The sequence below is a fragment of the Acinetobacter nosocomialis genome, from assembly GCF_041021905.1.
In the GTDB taxonomy this organism is placed as follows: domain Bacteria; phylum Pseudomonadota; class Gammaproteobacteria; order Pseudomonadales; family Moraxellaceae; genus Acinetobacter; species Acinetobacter nosocomialis.
In genome coordinates, this window is sequence record NZ_CP157432.1 from 1,982,518 (window position 1) to 2,000,531 (window position 18,014).

The 18,014-nt window shown below is 39.4% G+C and carries 9 protein-coding genes and 1 pseudogene; 5 read left to right on the top strand and 5 right to left on the bottom strand.

Features of this window, described 5'->3' with window-relative positions; genetic code table 11:
* Nucleotides 1–21: 21 nt before the first annotated feature.
* Genes entS through fes form a run of 4 tightly spaced genes read right to left on the bottom strand, consistent with a single transcriptional unit; the run spans nt 22 to nt 9,877 of the window.
* Nucleotides 22–1,272 (bottom strand): enterobactin transporter EntS, encoded by a 1,251-nt coding sequence (gene entS, locus ABLC00_RS09230; protein ID WP_004887256.1) that lies wholly within the window; start codon nt 1,270–1,272, stop codon nt 22–24.
* Nucleotides 1,269–8,420 carry a non-ribosomal peptide synthetase gene (locus ABLC00_RS09235; protein ID WP_033854544.1) on the bottom strand — a complete coding sequence of 2,384 codons (7,152 nt, stop codon included), beginning with the start codon at nt 8,418–8,420 and terminating at the stop codon, nt 1,269–1,271. Before ABLC00_RS09235 ends, entS begins: the two co-directional genes overlap by 4 nt.
* A 12-nt stretch (nt 8,421–8,432) precedes the next feature.
* Complete coding sequence (locus ABLC00_RS09240; protein ID WP_016805231.1) at nt 8,433–8,648, bottom strand: MbtH family protein; 216 nt, start codon at nt 8,646–8,648, stop codon at nt 8,433–8,435.
* Nucleotides 8,649–8,677: 29 nt separating this feature from the next.
* Nucleotides 8,678–9,877 (bottom strand): enterochelin esterase, encoded by a 1,200-nt coding sequence (fes, locus tag ABLC00_RS09245; RefSeq protein ID WP_033846276.1) that lies wholly within the window; start codon nt 9,875–9,877, stop codon nt 8,678–8,680.
* Nucleotides 9,878–10,142: 265 nt separating this feature from the next.
* Between fes and ABLC00_RS09250 the strand changes: the two genes are divergently transcribed.
* The 5 genes and pseudogenes from ABLC00_RS09250 to ABLC00_RS09270 all read left to right on the top strand — a co-directional run bounded on the left by ABLC00_RS09250 (nt 10,143) and on the right by ABLC00_RS09270 (nt 14,747).
* Nucleotides 10,143–10,913 carry an SDR family oxidoreductase gene (locus ABLC00_RS09250; RefSeq protein WP_032010384.1) on the top strand — a complete coding sequence of 257 codons (771 nt, stop codon included), beginning with the start codon at nt 10,143–10,145 and terminating at the stop codon, nt 10,911–10,913.
* Between the two features lie 44 nt (nt 10,914–10,957).
* Nucleotides 10,958–12,181, top strand: a complete 1,224-nt coding sequence (locus tag ABLC00_RS09255; protein ID WP_032010386.1) for an isochorismate synthase MenF — start codon at nt 10,958–10,960, stop codon at nt 12,179–12,181.
* A gap of 11 nt (nt 12,182–12,192) precedes the next feature.
* Nucleotides 12,193–13,857: a (2,3-dihydroxybenzoyl)adenylate synthase gene (locus ABLC00_RS09260; protein WP_033846275.1), complete on the top strand. Its 1,665-nt coding sequence runs from the start codon at nt 12,193–12,195 to the stop codon at nt 13,855–13,857.
* Between the two features lie 20 nt (nt 13,858–13,877).
* Nucleotides 13,878–14,495, top strand: a pseudogene (locus ABLC00_RS09265) (isochorismatase family protein); the annotation flags it as partial.
* Nucleotides 14,478–14,747: a phosphopantetheine-binding protein gene (locus ABLC00_RS09270; RefSeq protein ID WP_227501432.1), complete on the top strand. Its 270-nt coding sequence runs from the start codon at nt 14,478–14,480 to the stop codon at nt 14,745–14,747. The pseudogene ABLC00_RS09265 and the gene ABLC00_RS09270, both read left to right, overlap by 18 nt.
* A gap of 45 nt (nt 14,748–14,792) precedes the next feature.
* Here ABLC00_RS09270 and ABLC00_RS09275 read toward each other — a convergent pair whose 3' ends face one another.
* Nucleotides 14,793–17,927 (bottom strand): multidrug efflux RND transporter permease subunit, encoded by a 3,135-nt coding sequence (locus ABLC00_RS09275; protein WP_348941222.1) that lies wholly within the window; start codon nt 17,925–17,927, stop codon nt 14,793–14,795.
* Nucleotides 17,928–18,014: the final 87 nt, after the last annotated feature.

Genomic DNA, 18,014 nt, shown 5'->3' on the forward strand with positions numbered 1-18,014 from the left:
GCCTTCTTTTTTATTTAGATTTTAATTTTCTTGTAGTTTAGGATCTTGAAATCCGGTTTCACGCATATCTTGAGAATGGAATAAGAACATAAATCCTACCGCAAAACTTACTATCCCAAAGAAGAGAATACTTCCTGATATTGGTAAAAACCGAGTTAAAAGGCCTAAAGTTGTTGTGGCAATTGAATCCCCTAAAGCATCTTGTGCAAGCCAGATAGCATTAATGCGTCCTAAATATTCATCAGGTGTATGTCCTTGCACAATGCTGTATTGAAGCAAGTTCGCAATCGACATCAAATATCCGAACAAACATAAAATGGGCAAGGTCACCAGTAACCAAGGAGAGAGCCCAATCATAATCATACAACCAAAAACACCTAAGCAGGTATAGAGCATGACTAAGCCGGGTCTGAGTAAACGTGTTGTCCATCCACTGAGTAAGGCACCCAAGGTTGAACCTAAAGGAACAGCTGAATACATAAGTCCGAGTTCAAATGCACCGCCGTGGAAAATTTCATCTGCCATTTGTGGAAAAATAATTCGAATAGCACTGCTAAAACTAAGCAATGTTCCAATTAAAATGGTGCTACCGACCACTTTATTTTTAAAAACAAACTTGAACCCTTGAGCTAATTGTCGAAGAGGACTTTCACCATTTGATGTATGTTGCGGTTTAAGTGCAGGCAATCCCATCAATAAAAATACAGTAAGTAAAGTACCAACCGTTGAGACCCAATACACAGTTGCGACACCACTAGCAGCAATTAAAATACCGCCGATTGCTGGTGAAATCACGGTTGCAAGACGTACGGATACCATACTAATCGCACGAGCTTGTACGATATTTTCACGCCCTACAATCACAGGCATGATTGCCATCATTGCAGTTACACCCAGTGCACCAAAGAAACCATCCCATGCGGATAGAAAATAAATGGCATAGAGTGAAGGGTGCTCAAACATGGCATTGATGGCGAGACCAGCAAAACCTAAACCACACACACCACGTGCTAATAGAATCAGCCATTTTCGATCTTTGCGGTCTGAAAGTAAGCCACCAAGTAATATACCAATAAACATGGCGATGCCTTCAAAAGCCATAGCAACTGCAACATTTAACGAACTACCCGTAATTTCATAGACTTGTTTTGGAATAGCCACGACCAACATGCCAATGGTTAACAATGACAATGTGCGGGCAATAAATACATGTCGGAAATGAGCATTACGTTTTAAAAGAGTAAAATCGGTCAATATAGATTTGAAGCTCATGGCGTGTGCTCCTCTAAACCGCGTGCCTGACAGATCATGCGGTTTAAAATCGGGCCAAGTGTTTCAAGCTGCTGCGGTGACAATATATCAGTATGGTCTGCTTCGCTTAGTCGAACAATATTGAGTTTTTTAACTAAGGGTGACCATTGTTGTTCTGGTTGGATATAGGGTAGCAAGTCTTTTTCAGCGACAACTAAATGTAGTTCACCATCAAAATGTGGCATTTTATAAGGTTTTAATAAACGGACGGCATCGCGATAGTTTGCGAAAATATCCTCTTGTAAACGCCGTGTTTCTTCACTTAATGCCGTATCTGCATCGGCTAAAATATCATTAAAGAATTGAAGCTGCTCTTGTTCAGCTTCAGCATTCATTTCCTCTACTGACAAATCTAACCACTGATGAATTTCAGCAGGGTAAGTGTCTAATAAGCCGAGATAATCAACTTTTTCACCTTGTTCAATTAACTTCGCTGCAACCGCATAAGCCACCGTACCGCCAAGTGAATAACCTAATAAAGTATATGGGCCTGTTGGTTGTTGCTTGCGAATAATCTCAAGTTGTTTTTCAACCAGCTCATCCATATCTGTACTATTTGCCAATAAGCCATCTGGGCGAGGTGACTGCAACCCAATAATTGGTAAATCAGGATGTAGATAACGGTTCAATACCGTATATTGCCATGCGGAACCAGAACCTGGGTAAAAACAGAACAATGGATGCGCAGAGCCAGAACGGATCGGTAAAATGGGTTGCATGCCAGTTTGTTCGACTTCTGCCAAACGTTCTTGTGTAAGAAGTAAAGCCGCCAAACGTTGAATTGTGACATGACTCATCAACTGACCTATTGGAATGGTCCGCTTAAATACCTTTCGGATTTCAATTGCAAGCTTCATTACTAAAATAGAATGTCCACCAAGGGCAAAGAAATCTTCATTCACACCAATATTTTGATCCGTATTTAAAACTTGCTGGAAAATACGTGTCAGTTCGTGTTCAAAAGCAGTGGTGGCGTACTGTTTTTCTGTATTTGTAGGATTAATTTTTGGTTGCGGCAGTGCTTTACGATCTAGCTTCCCATTATGACTTAATGGGAATTTCTCAACTAGCACATAGTGTGTAGGCACCATATAAGCTGGAAGCTGTTTCGCTAATTGTTTCTTTAACTTCTCAATATCCACAGGTGCTGTTGTTTGCAAGTAAGCAACCAACTGAACATCAGCTTTATTTTGTTCAGAAGAAATAGGATGTACAACTACATCAAGGCTGCTGATTAAGCACAATTGCTGTTCAATTTCACCCAGTTCAATACGCTGCCCACGTATTTTTAACTGGTCGTCAGCACGGCCCACATATTGAATACTGCCGTCTGCATGCCAACGGGCAATATCACCAGTGCGGTACATGCGTTGACCTGCTGCAAATGGGTTTGCCACAAAACGTGTTGCTGTTAAGTCCGCTCGATGTAAATAACCCATAGCCAGTTGGTGGCCTGCCAGATAAAGCTCACCATCTACTCCAACAGGAACAGGGCGTAAGTATTGATCCAAGATATAAAGCTGGGTATTCCAGACTGGATAGCCAATTGCAACGCTACTTTCTTCTGGGTGTAATCCCAGTGTTGCATCCATATAACTCACATCTACCGCAGCTTCTGTTGGGCCATATAAGTTATGCAACTCACAGCTAAAGTGCTCGGTAAATGATTTTGCTAAAGCCGTTGGTAATGCCTCACCACTACAGAATACTCGGCGGATTGGCAAACTTTGGAGCTGAGCAGATGACAAAATTTCGGTGGCAGCATTTTCAAAAACAGCCAGCATTGAAGGTACAAAATGTAATGTCGTTATCTGATATTTTTGAATAAGGCTTAATAATGCCAATGGATCACGGTGTGCATCTACAGGTGCCATAACCAATCGTGCACCAACTAAGTACGACCAGAAAAATTCCCATACAGAGACATCAAAAGTGCATGGCGTTTTTTGCAAAATCGTATCGTTGGCTGACAGTGGATATTCTGATTGCATCCATAAAATACGGTTCACAATGGCGTGGTGAGAAACCATGACACCTTTGGGTTGGCCTGTTGTACCCGATGTATAGATTAAATATGCTGGATGTTGTGGGGTAATAACTGTCGTTTTATAACTACTTAAATCAACCTTTGTTTCATCAAATAAATCATTAAAAGCAAAGGTAGCTATTGATGGATGGGCAATAGCAGCTAGATCTTTTTGTTCACCAATCACAAGTTTAGATTTGGCATCCTGCAACATAAATTTGATGCGCTCAGACGGATGTTGTAAATCAATAGGTAAATAAGCTGCACCTGCTTCAATCACCGCTAAAATAGCAATACTGAGTTTGATTGATCTTGGCAGGGCAACGGCAACTATGTCTCCAGCCTGCACGCCCATTTTTTGTAATTGCTGAGCTAAAGCACAAACTTGAAAACGTACGTCACTAAAACTGAGCTGATGATGTTCATCACATAACGCTGTTTTGTCGGGAGTATTTCGAGCTTGTTCTCTGAGTAATTGCTGTAAGGTTGTTGGAGGAACTTCATGTTGAGTTTGATTAACTTTCTGGATTAAATCACGCTCCCCAGCAAGTTGTAAGCAATAGTGACCTAGACAAGTCTCCGGTTCATTTAATGCGATTTCAATTAATTGAACCATTCGCTCAAGAAAATGCTCAGGCTGATCAATTACACCACGCTGTTCGAGCAACAGCTCAATTTGATGATCAGGGATGACCAGTAACGCAAGTGGATAGTGACTATAACCGCGATTTGTGAGCTTTGAAATTGCAGCATTACCAAGTTTTTGCTGTAAATATTGGCTATCTGGGTAGTTTTCTACAACTAGCAAACTATCAAAAAGATTGCCTTGAGCTATTAACTGTTGAATACCGTGTAGGCCTAAACCATCATGTTCTAAATGTTCAACATGCAATTGCTGTAAATGAGGTAATTGCTCCCAAAGTGATTGCTGCATGTTGAGCTTCACACGCACTGGAATTGTATTTAAAAACAATCCGATTTGCTGTTCTAAACCATTAATAGGTGCTGAACGCCCAGAAACAGGTGTACCAAATACAATATCTTCACGATGAGCATAAATATTTAAGGTTATTGCCCAAATCATTTGCATGAAGACATTAAGCGTGATGCCTTGCTGGCGTAATTTGTGCTGAAGTTTTGCACCCAACTCAGCACTTAAACGATATGAAGTTTCCTGTACAGTTTTCTGTGGTTGATTAAATAAAATAAGTGGCTGCAAATCAGCTAAATCACGTTGCCATATCACTTTTGATATTTCATGGTCACGTACAGATAAGGCTTTAATGACCTTTTCATAACTATGTTCAAGTGCAGGCAATGGCTGGTTAACTTGCTGATAGGCCTTAATAAAATCTTGTAAAAATAGTGGAGTTGACCAGCCATCTGTTAACAGATGATGCACCATAATCAATAGTTCTGACTGTTCAGGAGCATGTTGAATTAAAGTCGCCCGAATCAGGCCATAAGGTTGGTCAAGGTGAATCGGCTGCTGTAAGACTTCTTGAATGCTTTGCTCAAGCAGATCGGGAGTGACTGAACAAAACTGAACTGGCCAAGCTTGAGTAGGGTGTAATGAATAAATAAAAACAGGTTCTTCAGCTAATTCGCTATCAAAATGTCCACCTAGTTGAGGATGACGTTTTAATACAGTAATTAATGCTTGTTGCAAACGTACCGGATCAATGTCTCCATTTAAGCTAAGACGAGTAAAGGCATTATAATTCGATTGTTTTTCAACTTGAGACAAGAACAGCATGCCTTTTTGCAAAGGAAGCAAAGGTAAAATGGTGCTGTTTTTACCATATTTTTCTTGAACCTTTTGTTCTAGTTCAGCTGAAAATAACGGTTTTGAAATGGCTGCTTGTTGCTCATCTAGTCGGGTGAGTTGCTGTGCTATAGCGGCGACTGTTTTAAATTGGAATACATCACTTGGTCTTAAGCCGTACCCACGTTGGCGCAATTGAGTACAAAGCATAATCGCAGAAATACTATCGCCACCTGTCATAAAGAAGTCGTCATCAATTCCAATAGCATCAAGCTTAAGAACAGATGCAATAATTTGACATAGAAGTTGCTGTTCAGGTGTTTCGGGCATTCGGCTATGGGTACGAATTTGAGGACGTGGTAGCGCCTTTTTATCGACTTTGCCGCTTACATTTCGTGGAAATTCGGACATAACCGTTAGGGCAGAAGGCACCATGTACTCAGGTAAGTTTTGACGTAACTGACTCAGATATTGCTGACTTAATTGCTCACTGGTTTTTTCATTAAGTTCAATGTTTTTGACTACACAATAACCGAGTAAACGATGACTATTATTAATTGGTTCTGCAATCACGACAGCACTTTCAACATTGGCTAAAATCGAAAGCGCATTTTCAACTTCACCAATCTCCACACGATAACCACGAATTTTAATCTGGTCATCACAGCGTCCCATAAATTCAAGTTTACCCACGTTATTCCAGCGAACTAAATCACCTGTACGGTACATACGCTGTCCATGTTCAAATGGATTTGCTACAAAGCGGGCAGCACTTAAGTCCGCGCGACCTAAATAACCGTTGGCAATCCCAAAACCAGAAATATAAAGCTCACCAATAACGCCAGTCGGGCATCGTTGTAAATGACGATCGAGTACATAGGCTTGTGTATTACCAATAGGGTTACCAATAACAGGGCGAGCTGTCTGTTTTAATTCTGCTCGGAAAGTATCAACCGTATATTCCGTTGGGCCATATAAGTTATGAGCAAAAAGTTCAGGCTGAGCATTAAGTTGTTGCCATAAAGCTAACGGTGCAGCTTCACCACCAATTAAAATAAGCGTTGGTTGATGCTGGTTTTCAGCAAATAAGCCATTCGTCATCATTTGCGCACAAAAAGATGGCGGTAAATCAAGTGTATCGATTTGTCGTTGCTGAATCTCTTGCACTAAACCAAATGCATCACGCCGCATATTTTCATCAAAAATATGTAGCTCTTGGCCCCATAACATCCAGAAAACTTGCAACCAAGATGAGTCAAACGAGAAAGAGTGTGTATGCGCTGCACGTAGTGGACGGTTAGGGAAACGCTGATTTACAGCTTCTATTACAGGCCAATAAATAGTTGGTTTATGAGACAAAATAAGGTTAAGTAAAGAACCATGTGTATTCATTACACCTTTAGGACGGCCCGTACTTCCCGAGGTAAAAATTACATAAGCGACGTCTTGGAAATTAAATTTACGATTTTCGGCAGGAATATCACTCGCATCTTGTTTCCGGATTTGTGTTTGAACATCTTCATGATCAAGATATAACTGCTGAATATTTTGCGGTAGCTTTTGTGCAAGTGCTTGAGTGGTTAATACAAATAATGGGTTGGCATCTTCACACATCATTTGCATACGATCGATTGGATAATCTAAATCTAGAGGCAAGAAACTCGCACCAGAGTTTAGTACAGATAACATCACCACAACTGAGTCAATCGAACGAGGAATAGCCCCAGCAATAACCTTTTGCTTTTTAGCGCCATTTTCTTGTAAAAAACGAGTCAATTGATTCACGCGTACTGCAAGCTCAGCAAAACTAAGATGCTCAAGATTTGGACGTTCGCCACTCACGATTGCCGTACGTTCGGGATACTTTTTAACTTGTTCATAAAAAATATCTAGAATATTATTATATTGTTCAGGATGACTAACACGCGGACCAATACCACTTTGAGTCAGGGCAGCAAGTTCCTGCTGTGGTGTAATATTAAAACTATTCCATTGTTGTTCTGGTCGAATCAGCGCTTGTTCAAGCAATAGAGTTAAACGTTGCCCATGCATAAAGAGCTCATCTTGTGTATAGCGCTCTGCATCTGCACGCAGTTCTATAATGAGTTCTTGATCTTGAACAATAAAAGAAAACTCAAAATCATCAATTGGACCTGTAGAAATGTGGTGTGTTTTTACTTTTTCACCATCCAACACTAGATCTTGGTCAAAAGCTTTATAGTTTAAAATAGGGCCATACATTCGTTCATGAATGTCGATACTATTTAAATCTCTTAAAATTTGTTCAGCATCATATTTTTGATGTGGACGTATCTGTTGCAGTTGTGCCTGCACATGCAGCGCTAAGCTCGCCCAACTGTCTTTTTCACTCACACTGAACTTTACCGGTAAGACATTTACCGCGGGTAAAGTCGAGCGAATTGCTTTTGAACCTAAACGGCGCATAAATGGAATACCGACAACCAATTCTGCTTTATCGGTCATTTTGTAAATATATTGTAATGACAATGACATCATCATGTCATTCAAACCAACTTTGAGATTTGAAGCAATCTGTTGTATCAGGCCTAAAATTCCTGAAGAAAAACGAAGATGATGTTTAACAAATTGTGCAGTAGTTTTTGATGCTAAATGATGAGTACTTAAAGTGACAGGACTTGGTAAATCTTGGCAATATGTCTTCCAGAAATTTTGATCTTGCTTAAATTGATGACTATTTTCATAAGCTTGACGTTCTTGAATAACCTGTTTAACATCAATAAAAGGCGAAGGGTTAAGAGCTTTTCCTGCTTGCAATTGCTGGTACAAATCAACAATACGTTTTGTCAGGTTAATCATACTAAAACCATCCAGCATGATGTGGTGATAACGCTGATACCAATACACTTTATTATGAGTAATAAATAACACCTGACGATATAAGTGATTATCGGTTTCTTTGAGTGATTTTGCGCATAACCGATCGGTTGGCATCCAATCCCATAAGCGTTGCTGAGCTTTTTTAGGTGTTAAATGACAAAAATCAAACTCCTCTATTTGTATTTGGACCTGATGATTAAGCTCAATAAAAGGTTTTGACGGGTCAGATGAATATGAAGCAATAACCGTATCAGCCTCATTTAAACCGATTTGAATGGCTTGTTTAAATAATGAAAGATCAACTGATTTAGGCAGTTCAAGACAGTGTGCAATGGTATATAGATCGTTAATAGAACTTAAATGATCGGCTAGAAATATCCCCAATTGTGTAGAAGCCAGCTCAAAACGTGTTGGACCAGAAATATCTTGGGTAAACTCATTATGTAATGCTTGATTCATAGCTGCTCTCCATTACGCTTGCTGAAAAGGATTAATGGTTAACCAATGCTTTTCTACATAAGCAATGCATGAAGACCGTGTGTCAGGACCATACTGCACATCCCATCCAGACGGAATGGGATGCTGCGCAGGCCATAAACTAAATTCACCTTGCTGATTTTTTAGAACTTGAAAAGACAAACTTTCGTTATCAAATGGATTGATATAATTTTCCTGTAAGTTACTCATAGTATTGTTATCCTTGATGAAACAAATGGTTATAGTGAAAGAAAAACTTGCAATGCTTTAAGTAAGTCTGGGCGCCAGTTCACAGGATCATGGCCTCCTGAAAAACAGTGGAAACTCACGTCATTAAATGCTTGCAATTGTTGGTAAAGTTGAAGTGCATCTTCTTGCATATCGGTTTCATAGATGCCTGCACTGATATAAATCTGTGCTTTTTGAGATAAAGCATTTGGAGATTTTTTAACGAATTCTAAAAGGTTACCTATGTGTTCTTTGGCTAAAGCACTTTTTGAAAAATCTGACCACCAATAAGATCCGGATTGCAAAATTAGCCGCTGAAAAATATCTGGATAAAGCAGAGCGCTATAAAGTGCACATAACCCGCCTAGGCTTTGCCCACACAATGTGATGTTTTGATGTGAAATAAAGGTGTATTTTTGAATAAGTTGTTCAATTAACTCATTTAAAAGTGCCTGACAAAACAGATCATGACATCCGTAATCTCGCTGACGTTGTTGGCTATTTAAACTATGAACAAAAACATAAACTGCTGGTCGAATCTTATATGAAACAGTTAAATGTTGAATTTCAGGAAGAAGAGAAAGCTCTCGACTCCAGATTTGGCCATCAAGCAAAATAATTAATGGCAGATTTTCTTCTGCTAATTCACCGCTAATAAAAATATCAACCAAGTAATCTTGTTGGCATAAGCGACTTGACCATTTAAATGTCTTAGTAATTCGGCAATCGTCTATTAAAGATTTTGTGTTTTTGAGTTGAATCTGATTGATATAACGCGCTAAATGTCCTGTATAAACTGCTTGGTGGCTTAAAGGATCAATTTGAGCGTTTTCCTTTAGTTGTGTTTGCCACCACTGACGTCGAGTAGTAGTACAGGTTGAGTTTGGAGCTTCATCTTTCGTGACAACTAGAACGTAACTCCCAGACCAGTCTAGAGGAAGTTCTATTTCAAAAAAGTACACATCCGTTCCAGCTATATGGCTAAAACGATTCCACTTTTCATAGATAGAAGGGCTCTGTGAATAGATATCGATGTAAACACCGATACTTTCTTTAGACTCAGCACTACGCCAAACAAAGGTACATAGCGCTTTATTTTTTTGTAGGTTAACGAGTGGGCTACCTACTTTTTTAATGGTATTCCACCAGACTTCACTCCCAACATTGAGTTGTTGAAATAGGGGATGTAAAGGATGAGAAAATGGCTTCATTTTGAGTCCATCTCGACAAGAAAGCGCGGTAAAATTATCAAAATGATTATCATTAGTAAATGAAAACAATTATCATTATAATCAATAAAGAAATGCTTAATTTTATAATATTAATTAAAAACAATAACTTAATTTGAAATTATGGTTAATAAATAGCTTGATTTAGATTGTAATCATATGTTTGATATTTATTGCACTTGATAATAATGATAATTATTTGCAATTATGTTGCGCAATTTAATATCGCTTCAAACAGGAGTTAAATATGAGCTCTACCATCGTGGTCACAGGTGCTGCAAGAGGTATTGGAGCCGCTATTGCAAAAAAATTATTGCAGCAAGGGCATCAAGTGATCGGTATTGATCAACAGGAAAACCCAGAACAATGGGAAATCATTCAAAAGCTAGAAAACCGTGAAATATCACGTTGGCAAGGAATTTCACAAGACATTACACAGCAACAAACTACTCAAAATTTGATTGCAGAGCTTTTGGAAAAGCACAACATTACAGGCTTAGTAAATGCAGCGGGCGTATTAATTATGCGTTCTATGCTTGAAGCAAAACCGGAAGATTGGCAAACACTTTTTGCGGTGAATGTCATGGCACCCATCGCAATTAGTCAACAACTTGCCAAGCACTTTTGTGAAAAAAAACAGGGAAGTATTGTCACTATTAGCTCAAATAGTGCACGTATGCCACGTATGCAGCTCGGCATGTATGCAACGAGTAAAGCGGCACTGAGTCATTACTGCCGTAATCTTGCACTTGAAATCGCACCTCATCAAGTCAGACTCAATATCGTTTCGCCAGGTTCTACTTTAACGCAAATGCAACAACAGCTTTGGACAGAGAATTCGCCTCCACCTGCTGTTATTGATGGCGACTTAAACCAGTACCGCACTGGCATTCCACTTAGAAAACTTGCCCAGCCTGAAGATATCGCTAATACCGTTAGCTTTTTACTTTCAGACCAAGCAGCACAAATTACTATGCAAGAAATTGTGGTCGATGGGGGAGCCACATTAGGCGTTTAAATATTAATTCATCACAACAAAATAATTTTATAAGGAGTTGCGAGATGTCGGTACAGCATCCGTATTTTATCCAACGAGAAAATTTTACTGAAAGCAGAATTACACTCGCAAAAGAAGTTTTAAATTGCACTGATAACGCTGGTTTTATATTTACGACTCCTGAATACATCATATCGAGTCATCAAAAACTTAAAGATATTGAGGTTACAAAAGACACTCAGCTAAAAGAGTGGCTAAACGAAGCCCGTCTACAATTACAACAAGCAATTGCAGATGGTTATAGCGATGCCAAGGTTATGGGTGGGTTGCCATTTAGTTCATCGGCAGATGTCAATTTAATGCTAATGCAAGATGCCAAGGTTTACCAGAAAGCTTTATTTTCACAAACTGATATTAATCTTGATGACTTAATCTTAAAGCAGGCCGATTATTTACCTTCAGGTGAACACTATAAACAACAGGTTGAATATTTAGTACAACAAATGCGGGCACAAAAGCTAGATAAAGCAGTACTTGCTCGTATTTTACAACTTGAATTTGAAGAGAATCTTCCAGTCTCAGATGTATTTTATAACTTGGCCAAGCATAATCCTGAAGGATATAACTATGCAGTTGCAAGACACCCTCAAAGCGAAGGTTGGTTTGTTGGTGCAAGTCCTGAACTATTAATTGCAAAGCAAAATAATAAAATCTGGAGTAAACCTGTTGCGGGCACATTAGCACGCGATGATGATCCAATTGTTGACCAAAATAATGCAAGAGCTTTACTGGCTTCACAAAAAGATCAACATGAGCATGCTCTTGTCATCGAAATGATTGCCGATGAACTCACTCCTTTCTGCAAGCAACTACATGTGCCCAAACAACCTTCACTTATTCGCACCAAACGTCTTTGGCACTTGGCCTCACACATTACGGGCGAGCTTAAGCAAGCCGATACTCATGTTTTTGACTTAATTGAACGTCTACATCCAACACCTGCAATTTGTGGTGAGCCAAGCTCCGTAGCAAAAAATTTAATTCAGCAACTTGAACCATTTAATCGTGAACTATTCGCTGGAACCATGGGTTGGGCCGACGCCGAAGGTAATGGTGAATGGTCTGTGACCGTGCGCTGTGCTCGTATTTATCAAAATATTGCCCGTTTATTTGCCGGTGCAGGAATTGTGGAAGCCTCACGTCCACAAGCTGAACATGCTGAAACTGCTGCAAAGTTCCGTACTGTACTTGATGGCCTGCACATTTCACCAGACCAATTACCACGATAAGGAATATACAGATGACAACAATAAAGTATTTAGAGGGCGCTGTACCATATCCAGAAGAATTTGCCATGGCTTACCGTAAAAAAGGCTATTGGATTGGGCAAAATCTGAGTGACTTTTTACGGGAAAGTGCTCAAAAGTATGCGAAAAATATTGCAATTTATGATGGAGATAAAGCTGTTAGCTATGAAAAATTTGACAACTTAGTTGACTGTTGTGCAAGCCATTTATATCAATATGGCTTACGCGCGGGTGATAAAGCCGTCGTACAAATGCCAAACCACTATCAGTTCTGTGTTCTATTTTTCGCCCTGATTCGATTAGGTGCTTTACCTATCATGTCATTGCCTGCCCATCGATATGCTGAACTCAGTAGCTTTTTTAAACAAACGCAAGCAAAAGCTTATTTCTGTTCTGATTTTGGTGCACAAAAATTTGACTACCGAGAGCTTGCCGGAAAGCTTCAGCAAACAGCAGTTTGCTTAGAGTATGTATTTGTACTTGGAGATGCTGGCAATTTTGTTGCTATCGAAAATCTATTAAAAGAAACAGAAATTCTAGCGGAAGCAATCTCGCCAACTACAGCAGATCAAGTGGCTTTTTTACAGCTTTCGGGGGGTAGCACAGGTGTTCCAAAACTGATTCCACGTACTCATGATGATTATCTATACAGTGTGCGTGAAAGTGCCAAAATTTGCGAACTCAATCAGACTTCACGTTTATTGATGGTTTTACCTGCGGCACATAACTTTTCAATGAGCTCGGCTGGTTCTTTAGGCATTTTTTATGCTGGCGGCGCGGTGGTTTTAGGTACAGATCCAAGCCCTGAAACTGCATTCCCACTTATTAAAAAACACGGTGTGACAGATGCTTGTTTAGTTCCTGCATTGGTTCGACCGTGGATGGACAAAGCAGCCAAAGATCAAGATCCAATATTATCAACTCTACGCTGCTTGCAAGTCGGTGGAGCACGCTTACCCAATGCTGTTGCCTTACGTTTAATTGATGAGTTTAAGGTTAGTTTGCAACAAGTCTTTGGAATGGCTGAAGGGCTTGTGAACTACACCCGTTTTGGCATGTCAAAAGAACAAATTATTCATACCCAAGGTTTAAAAATCTCGCCAGATGATGAAATTTTAGTACTAGATGATTATGACCAACCCGTAGAAGCTGGACAAGTAGGGCATTTGCTCACTCGTGGCCCCTATACCATTCGCGGCTATTACCAAGCACCGGAGCATAATGCTCGTTCTTTTACACCAGACGGTTTTTATCGCACAGGCGATTTAGTCCGTATCCGTGAAGATGGCTGCATTGTTGTGGAAGGGCGTTCAAAAGAACAAATTAATCGTGCTGGTGAAAAAATTGCGACTGAAGAAGTGGAACAAGCGTTATTAACTCATCCACAAATCCGCTTGGCAGCGCTGGTTGCTATGCCCGATGAAGTTATGGGTGAAAAAAGTTGTGCTTTCGTGGCATGGCAATCACAACCCGATGATCCAAATCCAATTCGCCTTGCGATGTCAGTTCGACAACATCTGAAAGACTATGGGCTTGCTACCTACAAAATTCCTGATCGCGTCGAATTTATCGAGCAGTTTCCATATACAGCTTTTGGAAAAATCGACAAAAAAAGATTACGTCAACAACTTGAAACTAAAACCAATGTTCTTGCCTAAAGATAAAAAAGGAAAATTTAATGAGTATTCCCAAAATTGCTAGCTACAGTATGCCTCAAGCCCATGAGTTTACGCCCAATAAAACCCATTGGCAGTTACATACCAATCGCGCCGTGTTACTGGTCCATGACATGCAGCAGTATTTTTTAGATTTTTATGACCAAACTCAAGCACCTATTCCCGAGCTCATTAGAAATACCAAAGAACTGATTGAAACCGCACGTAAATTTAATATTCCAGTGGTTTATACTGCACAGCCCGGTAATCAGACACCTGAACATCGCCAACTATTGACCGATTTTTGGGGAACCGGGTTAAAAGATGATCCGTATATTACTCAGATTTTGCCGGAAATCTCGCCTCAGAAAAATGATACTGTTTTAACAAAATGGCGTTATAGCGCATTTAAGTTTTCCCCACTTGAACAACTCATGCGTGAGTCGGGCCGTGATCAACTTATTATTTGTGGTGTTTATGCCCATATTGGCTGTCTCATGAGTGCCGCAGAAGCATTTATGCTAAACATACAACCATTTTTATGTGGAGATGCACTCGCTGACTTTAGTCGCGAAGAGCACGATATGGCATTAAAATATGCGAGTACACGTTGTGCTCAGGTGATGACAACTCAACAAGTGACTCGTGCTTGGGAACTCGAACAAGCAACCTCGCCATTAACCCCAGAAGGAATTGTTCTCGCGGTAAGTGAACAATTACAAATTCCAGCTTCAGACATTCAGTTAAATGATGATTTACTCATGCTTGGGCTTGATTCAGTTCGCTTAATGACTTTAGTGGGTAAATGGCAGGCTTATGGTGCTCAGGTAAGCTTTGAAGATTTGGCAGAACAACCTACATTAGAAGTATGGATTGAGAAACTAGTCGCTTAAATTCAAATGATAAAAAAAGCAGATCATTGATCTGCTTTTTTTATTTTATAAAGATGAATGGTCTTTTCTATATCTAAATACACGGCCAAGCGACCATTTTAAAACCGGTAAACTATGTACCAAAACAAAGAAAAAGACCGTAAATACAGGCACCAGTAAAGTTCCTATAACTACACTGCCAAATACACTCATACCAATTTCATGGCGACTCACGGCACCAGCACCTGTAGCAACGACAAGGGGAATAACACCTGCACCAAAAGCTAAAGACGTCATTAAAATTGGACGTAAGCGTAAAGCTAAAGCCTCACACGCAGCAGTAACATAGCCTTTACCTTGTTTTATGGCTTTAGTTGCGAACTCTACAATTAAAATCGCATTTTTACAAGACAAACCAATACCCGTTAGTAACGCGATTTGGAAATACACATCGTTTGGTAAGCTAAAGATTTGAGCAAATACAAGAGTTCCAGTAATTCCTAGTGGAAGTCCTAGTAAAATAATAAGAGGTACTTTCCAGCTTTCATATAAAGCGGCTAAACATAAAAAAATAAATAAAATAGAGATAATGTATAAAAATAAGGCTTGTTGGCTCGATTGCTGCTCTTGTAAAGAGAGGCCACTCCATGCGACATCTACACCAGACTGTTTGCTCACCATATCACTTAACTGTTGCATCGCCTGACCTGAACTAAAGCCAGAACTGACATTTGCTTCAAGTTGTATGGCAGCAAGCCCCATAAATCGCGTTAAGGTCTCTGGGCCACCAATCCATTCGCTTCGACCAAAATGTGCAGGAGAAAGCATTCCACCTGTATTATTACGGACGTGCCAATAAGCTAAATCTTCAGGTTTAGAACGAAATTCAGCATCACCTTGCATAATAATTCGTTTAATTTTGCCTCTTTCAACAAAATCACCCACATAGTTTCCACCCCAAGCAGTTGATAGGGTTGAGCGAATCGCTTGTTGATCAATCCCTAATATTTTGGCTTTATTCTGATCGAGCTGAATGAAAACCTCAGCCTTATTCTCACTTACAAGCGGGCTTAAATTTTCAAAAGCAGGATAATTGCGAGATTCATTTTCTAAAGCTTTATATTGTTTAATGAGTTCATTGCGTCCTTGACCATTTACATCTCTGAGCCAAAGTTCTAGAGCATCAGATTGGCCCAAACCAGAAACACTTGCAGGCATACCCACCATAACTTTAGCTGGTAAGTTTTTTTGCAAGTAATTTTGCGCACGTTCACGAATAGCACTTGCAGTATTAGCTTCACCTTTACGTTTATTCCAATGCTTTAAGGAAACAAAGGCCATGCCTAAATTTGGACCACTTCCTGAAAAGTTTTGTCCATTAACTACTAGTACGGTATTAATATTTTTAGCTTCATGTTCAAAGAAATAGTTATTGACCAGTTTACCTACTTCTTGTGTTTGGCTCATAGAAGCACTGTTATGCAAACTATAAGGCACAGCCAACAAACCTTGATCTTCATTTGGAATAAAGCTCGTCGGCAAACTACGGTAAATCACAATTAAAACAGCAACTAAAGCTAACACGACAAGACATGAAAGTGCTTTAAATTTGATTAAACTTGTTGCTAAAAAACTAAAACCAACTTTAACTTTTTCAAGCAAAGTCTCAAGTTTTTGTCCCCATTTAGGTTTTTGAGTTTGTTTTTTTAATAAGACAGCACACAAAGCTGGCGTAATAAACATGGCTACCAATAAAGATAACAACATCGCAGCCGCTAGGGTGATTGAAAACTGGCGGTAAATCATACCCGTTGAACCACTAAAAAAAGCCATCGGGATAAATACGGCTGTTAGTACCAAGGTAATACCAATCAATGCACCAGTAATTTCCTGCATCGATGCTAAGCATGCATCCCGAACACTTAAATGTTGTTCATGCATAAGCCGTTCAACATTTTCAACCACTACAATCGTGTCATCAACTAATAATCCAATCGCTAAAACCAGTGCAAACAGGGTAAGGGTGTTAATGCTCATTCCAGACAAATACAACACAACAAAGGTACCGCAAATCACAATAGGTACAGTAATGGTTGGAATAAGTGTAGCGCGCCAATTTTGTAAAAAGAGATACATGACAATGACGACCAACACCACAGCTTCAAGCAGAGTAATGATGACTTGTTTAATGGACTCTTCAATAAACGGTGTATTGTCACGTGGATAAACAATTTTATATCCAGTAGGTAGATGCTCCTTGAGCTGTTCAATTTTTGCTTTAATTAGACCAGAGGTTTCAATCGCGTTCGCATCAGGACTGAGTGAAATACCTAAACCAGCGGAAGGGTAGCCGTTTAGCGTATTGATACTTTCATAGTTTTCGGCGCCTAATTCAACTCTCGCCACATCTTTTAAATAAACCAGACTGCCATCTACATTAGCTTTAACGACAACCGATTTAAAATCATCGACTGTTTTTAATCGAGAACCAGCAGTAACTTTGGCATAAATATTCTGATCAGAAGCAGAAGGCATGGCACCAATTGAGCCAGCAGCAATTTGAGTATTGTAATCTTCAAGTGCCTGTTCAATATCACTCGGCATAAGTTGATAATTTCTAAGTTGATTTGGATTTAGCCAAATACGCATCGCATAACTTGAACCAAACACATCCACTTCACCAATTCCTTGCAATTGTGAGAGTGGTTGTTCAAAGTGATTAACCATATAGTCCGATAATTCGATATTGCTGGCTTTTCCTGTTTCATCGTATAGCCCCACAATTAACAGCATATCACCTGTGGTTTTCCAAATATTTACCCCTTGTCGTTGGACCTGTTCAGGTAGACGGTTTAATGCACTGTTAATGCGATTTTGTACTTGTAATTGTGCCTTATCGATATCTGTACCAATTTTAAAATGAATATCAATACTGGCCGTTCCTGACGATTCACTATTTGATGTGAAATAAAGTAAGTTATCTAGTCCTTTAATTTGTTGTTCTAAAACCTGAATTACGCTTTCTTCAACAGTTTCAGCAGATGCACCTCGGTAATTAGCAATCACTGTGACACTTGGAGGAGCTAAGTTTGGATAACGCTCAACCGGCATTGCACGAATAGAAAAAAAACCAAAAATAAGAATAGTGATGGCAATGACAGATACAAAAATAGGGTGATAAATAAAAAATCGAGAGAGCATTGTTATGTCTACTTTAAGCTTGTTTTCAATAGGTTTTTAGGCACACCAAATTGTAATATTAACTTTTTTAAACTAAACAAACAATAA

What these genes read in the sequence shown, in the direction of transcription:
- ABLC00_RS09270 (WP_227501432.1), top strand. Translation starts at nt 14,478, where the DNA reads ATGACAACTCAACAAGTGACTCGTGCTTGGGAACTCGAACAAGCAACC.
- ABLC00_RS09275 (WP_348941222.1), bottom strand. Translation starts at nt 17,927, where the DNA reads ATGCTCTCTCGATTTTTTATTTATCACCCTATTTTTGTATCTGTCATT.
- fes (WP_033846276.1), bottom strand. Translation starts at nt 9,877, where the DNA reads ATGAAGCCATTTTCTCATCCTTTACATCCCCTATTTCAACAACTCAAT.
- ABLC00_RS09250 (WP_032010384.1), top strand. Translation starts at nt 10,143, where the DNA reads ATGAGCTCTACCATCGTGGTCACAGGTGCTGCAAGAGGTATTGGAGCC.
- ABLC00_RS09240 (WP_016805231.1), bottom strand. Translation starts at nt 8,648, where the DNA reads ATGAGTAACTTACAGGAAAATTATATCAATCCATTTGATAACGAAAGT.
- entS (WP_004887256.1), bottom strand. Translation starts at nt 1,272, where the DNA reads ATGAGCTTCAAATCTATATTGACCGATTTTACTCTTTTAAAACGTAAT.
- ABLC00_RS09235 (WP_033854544.1), bottom strand. Translation starts at nt 8,420, where the DNA reads ATGAATCAAGCATTACATAATGAGTTTACCCAAGATATTTCTGGTCCA.
- ABLC00_RS09260 (WP_033846275.1), top strand. Translation starts at nt 12,193, where the DNA reads ATGACAACAATAAAGTATTTAGAGGGCGCTGTACCATATCCAGAAGAA.
- ABLC00_RS09255 (WP_032010386.1), top strand. Translation starts at nt 10,958, where the DNA reads ATGTCGGTACAGCATCCGTATTTTATCCAACGAGAAAATTTTACTGAA.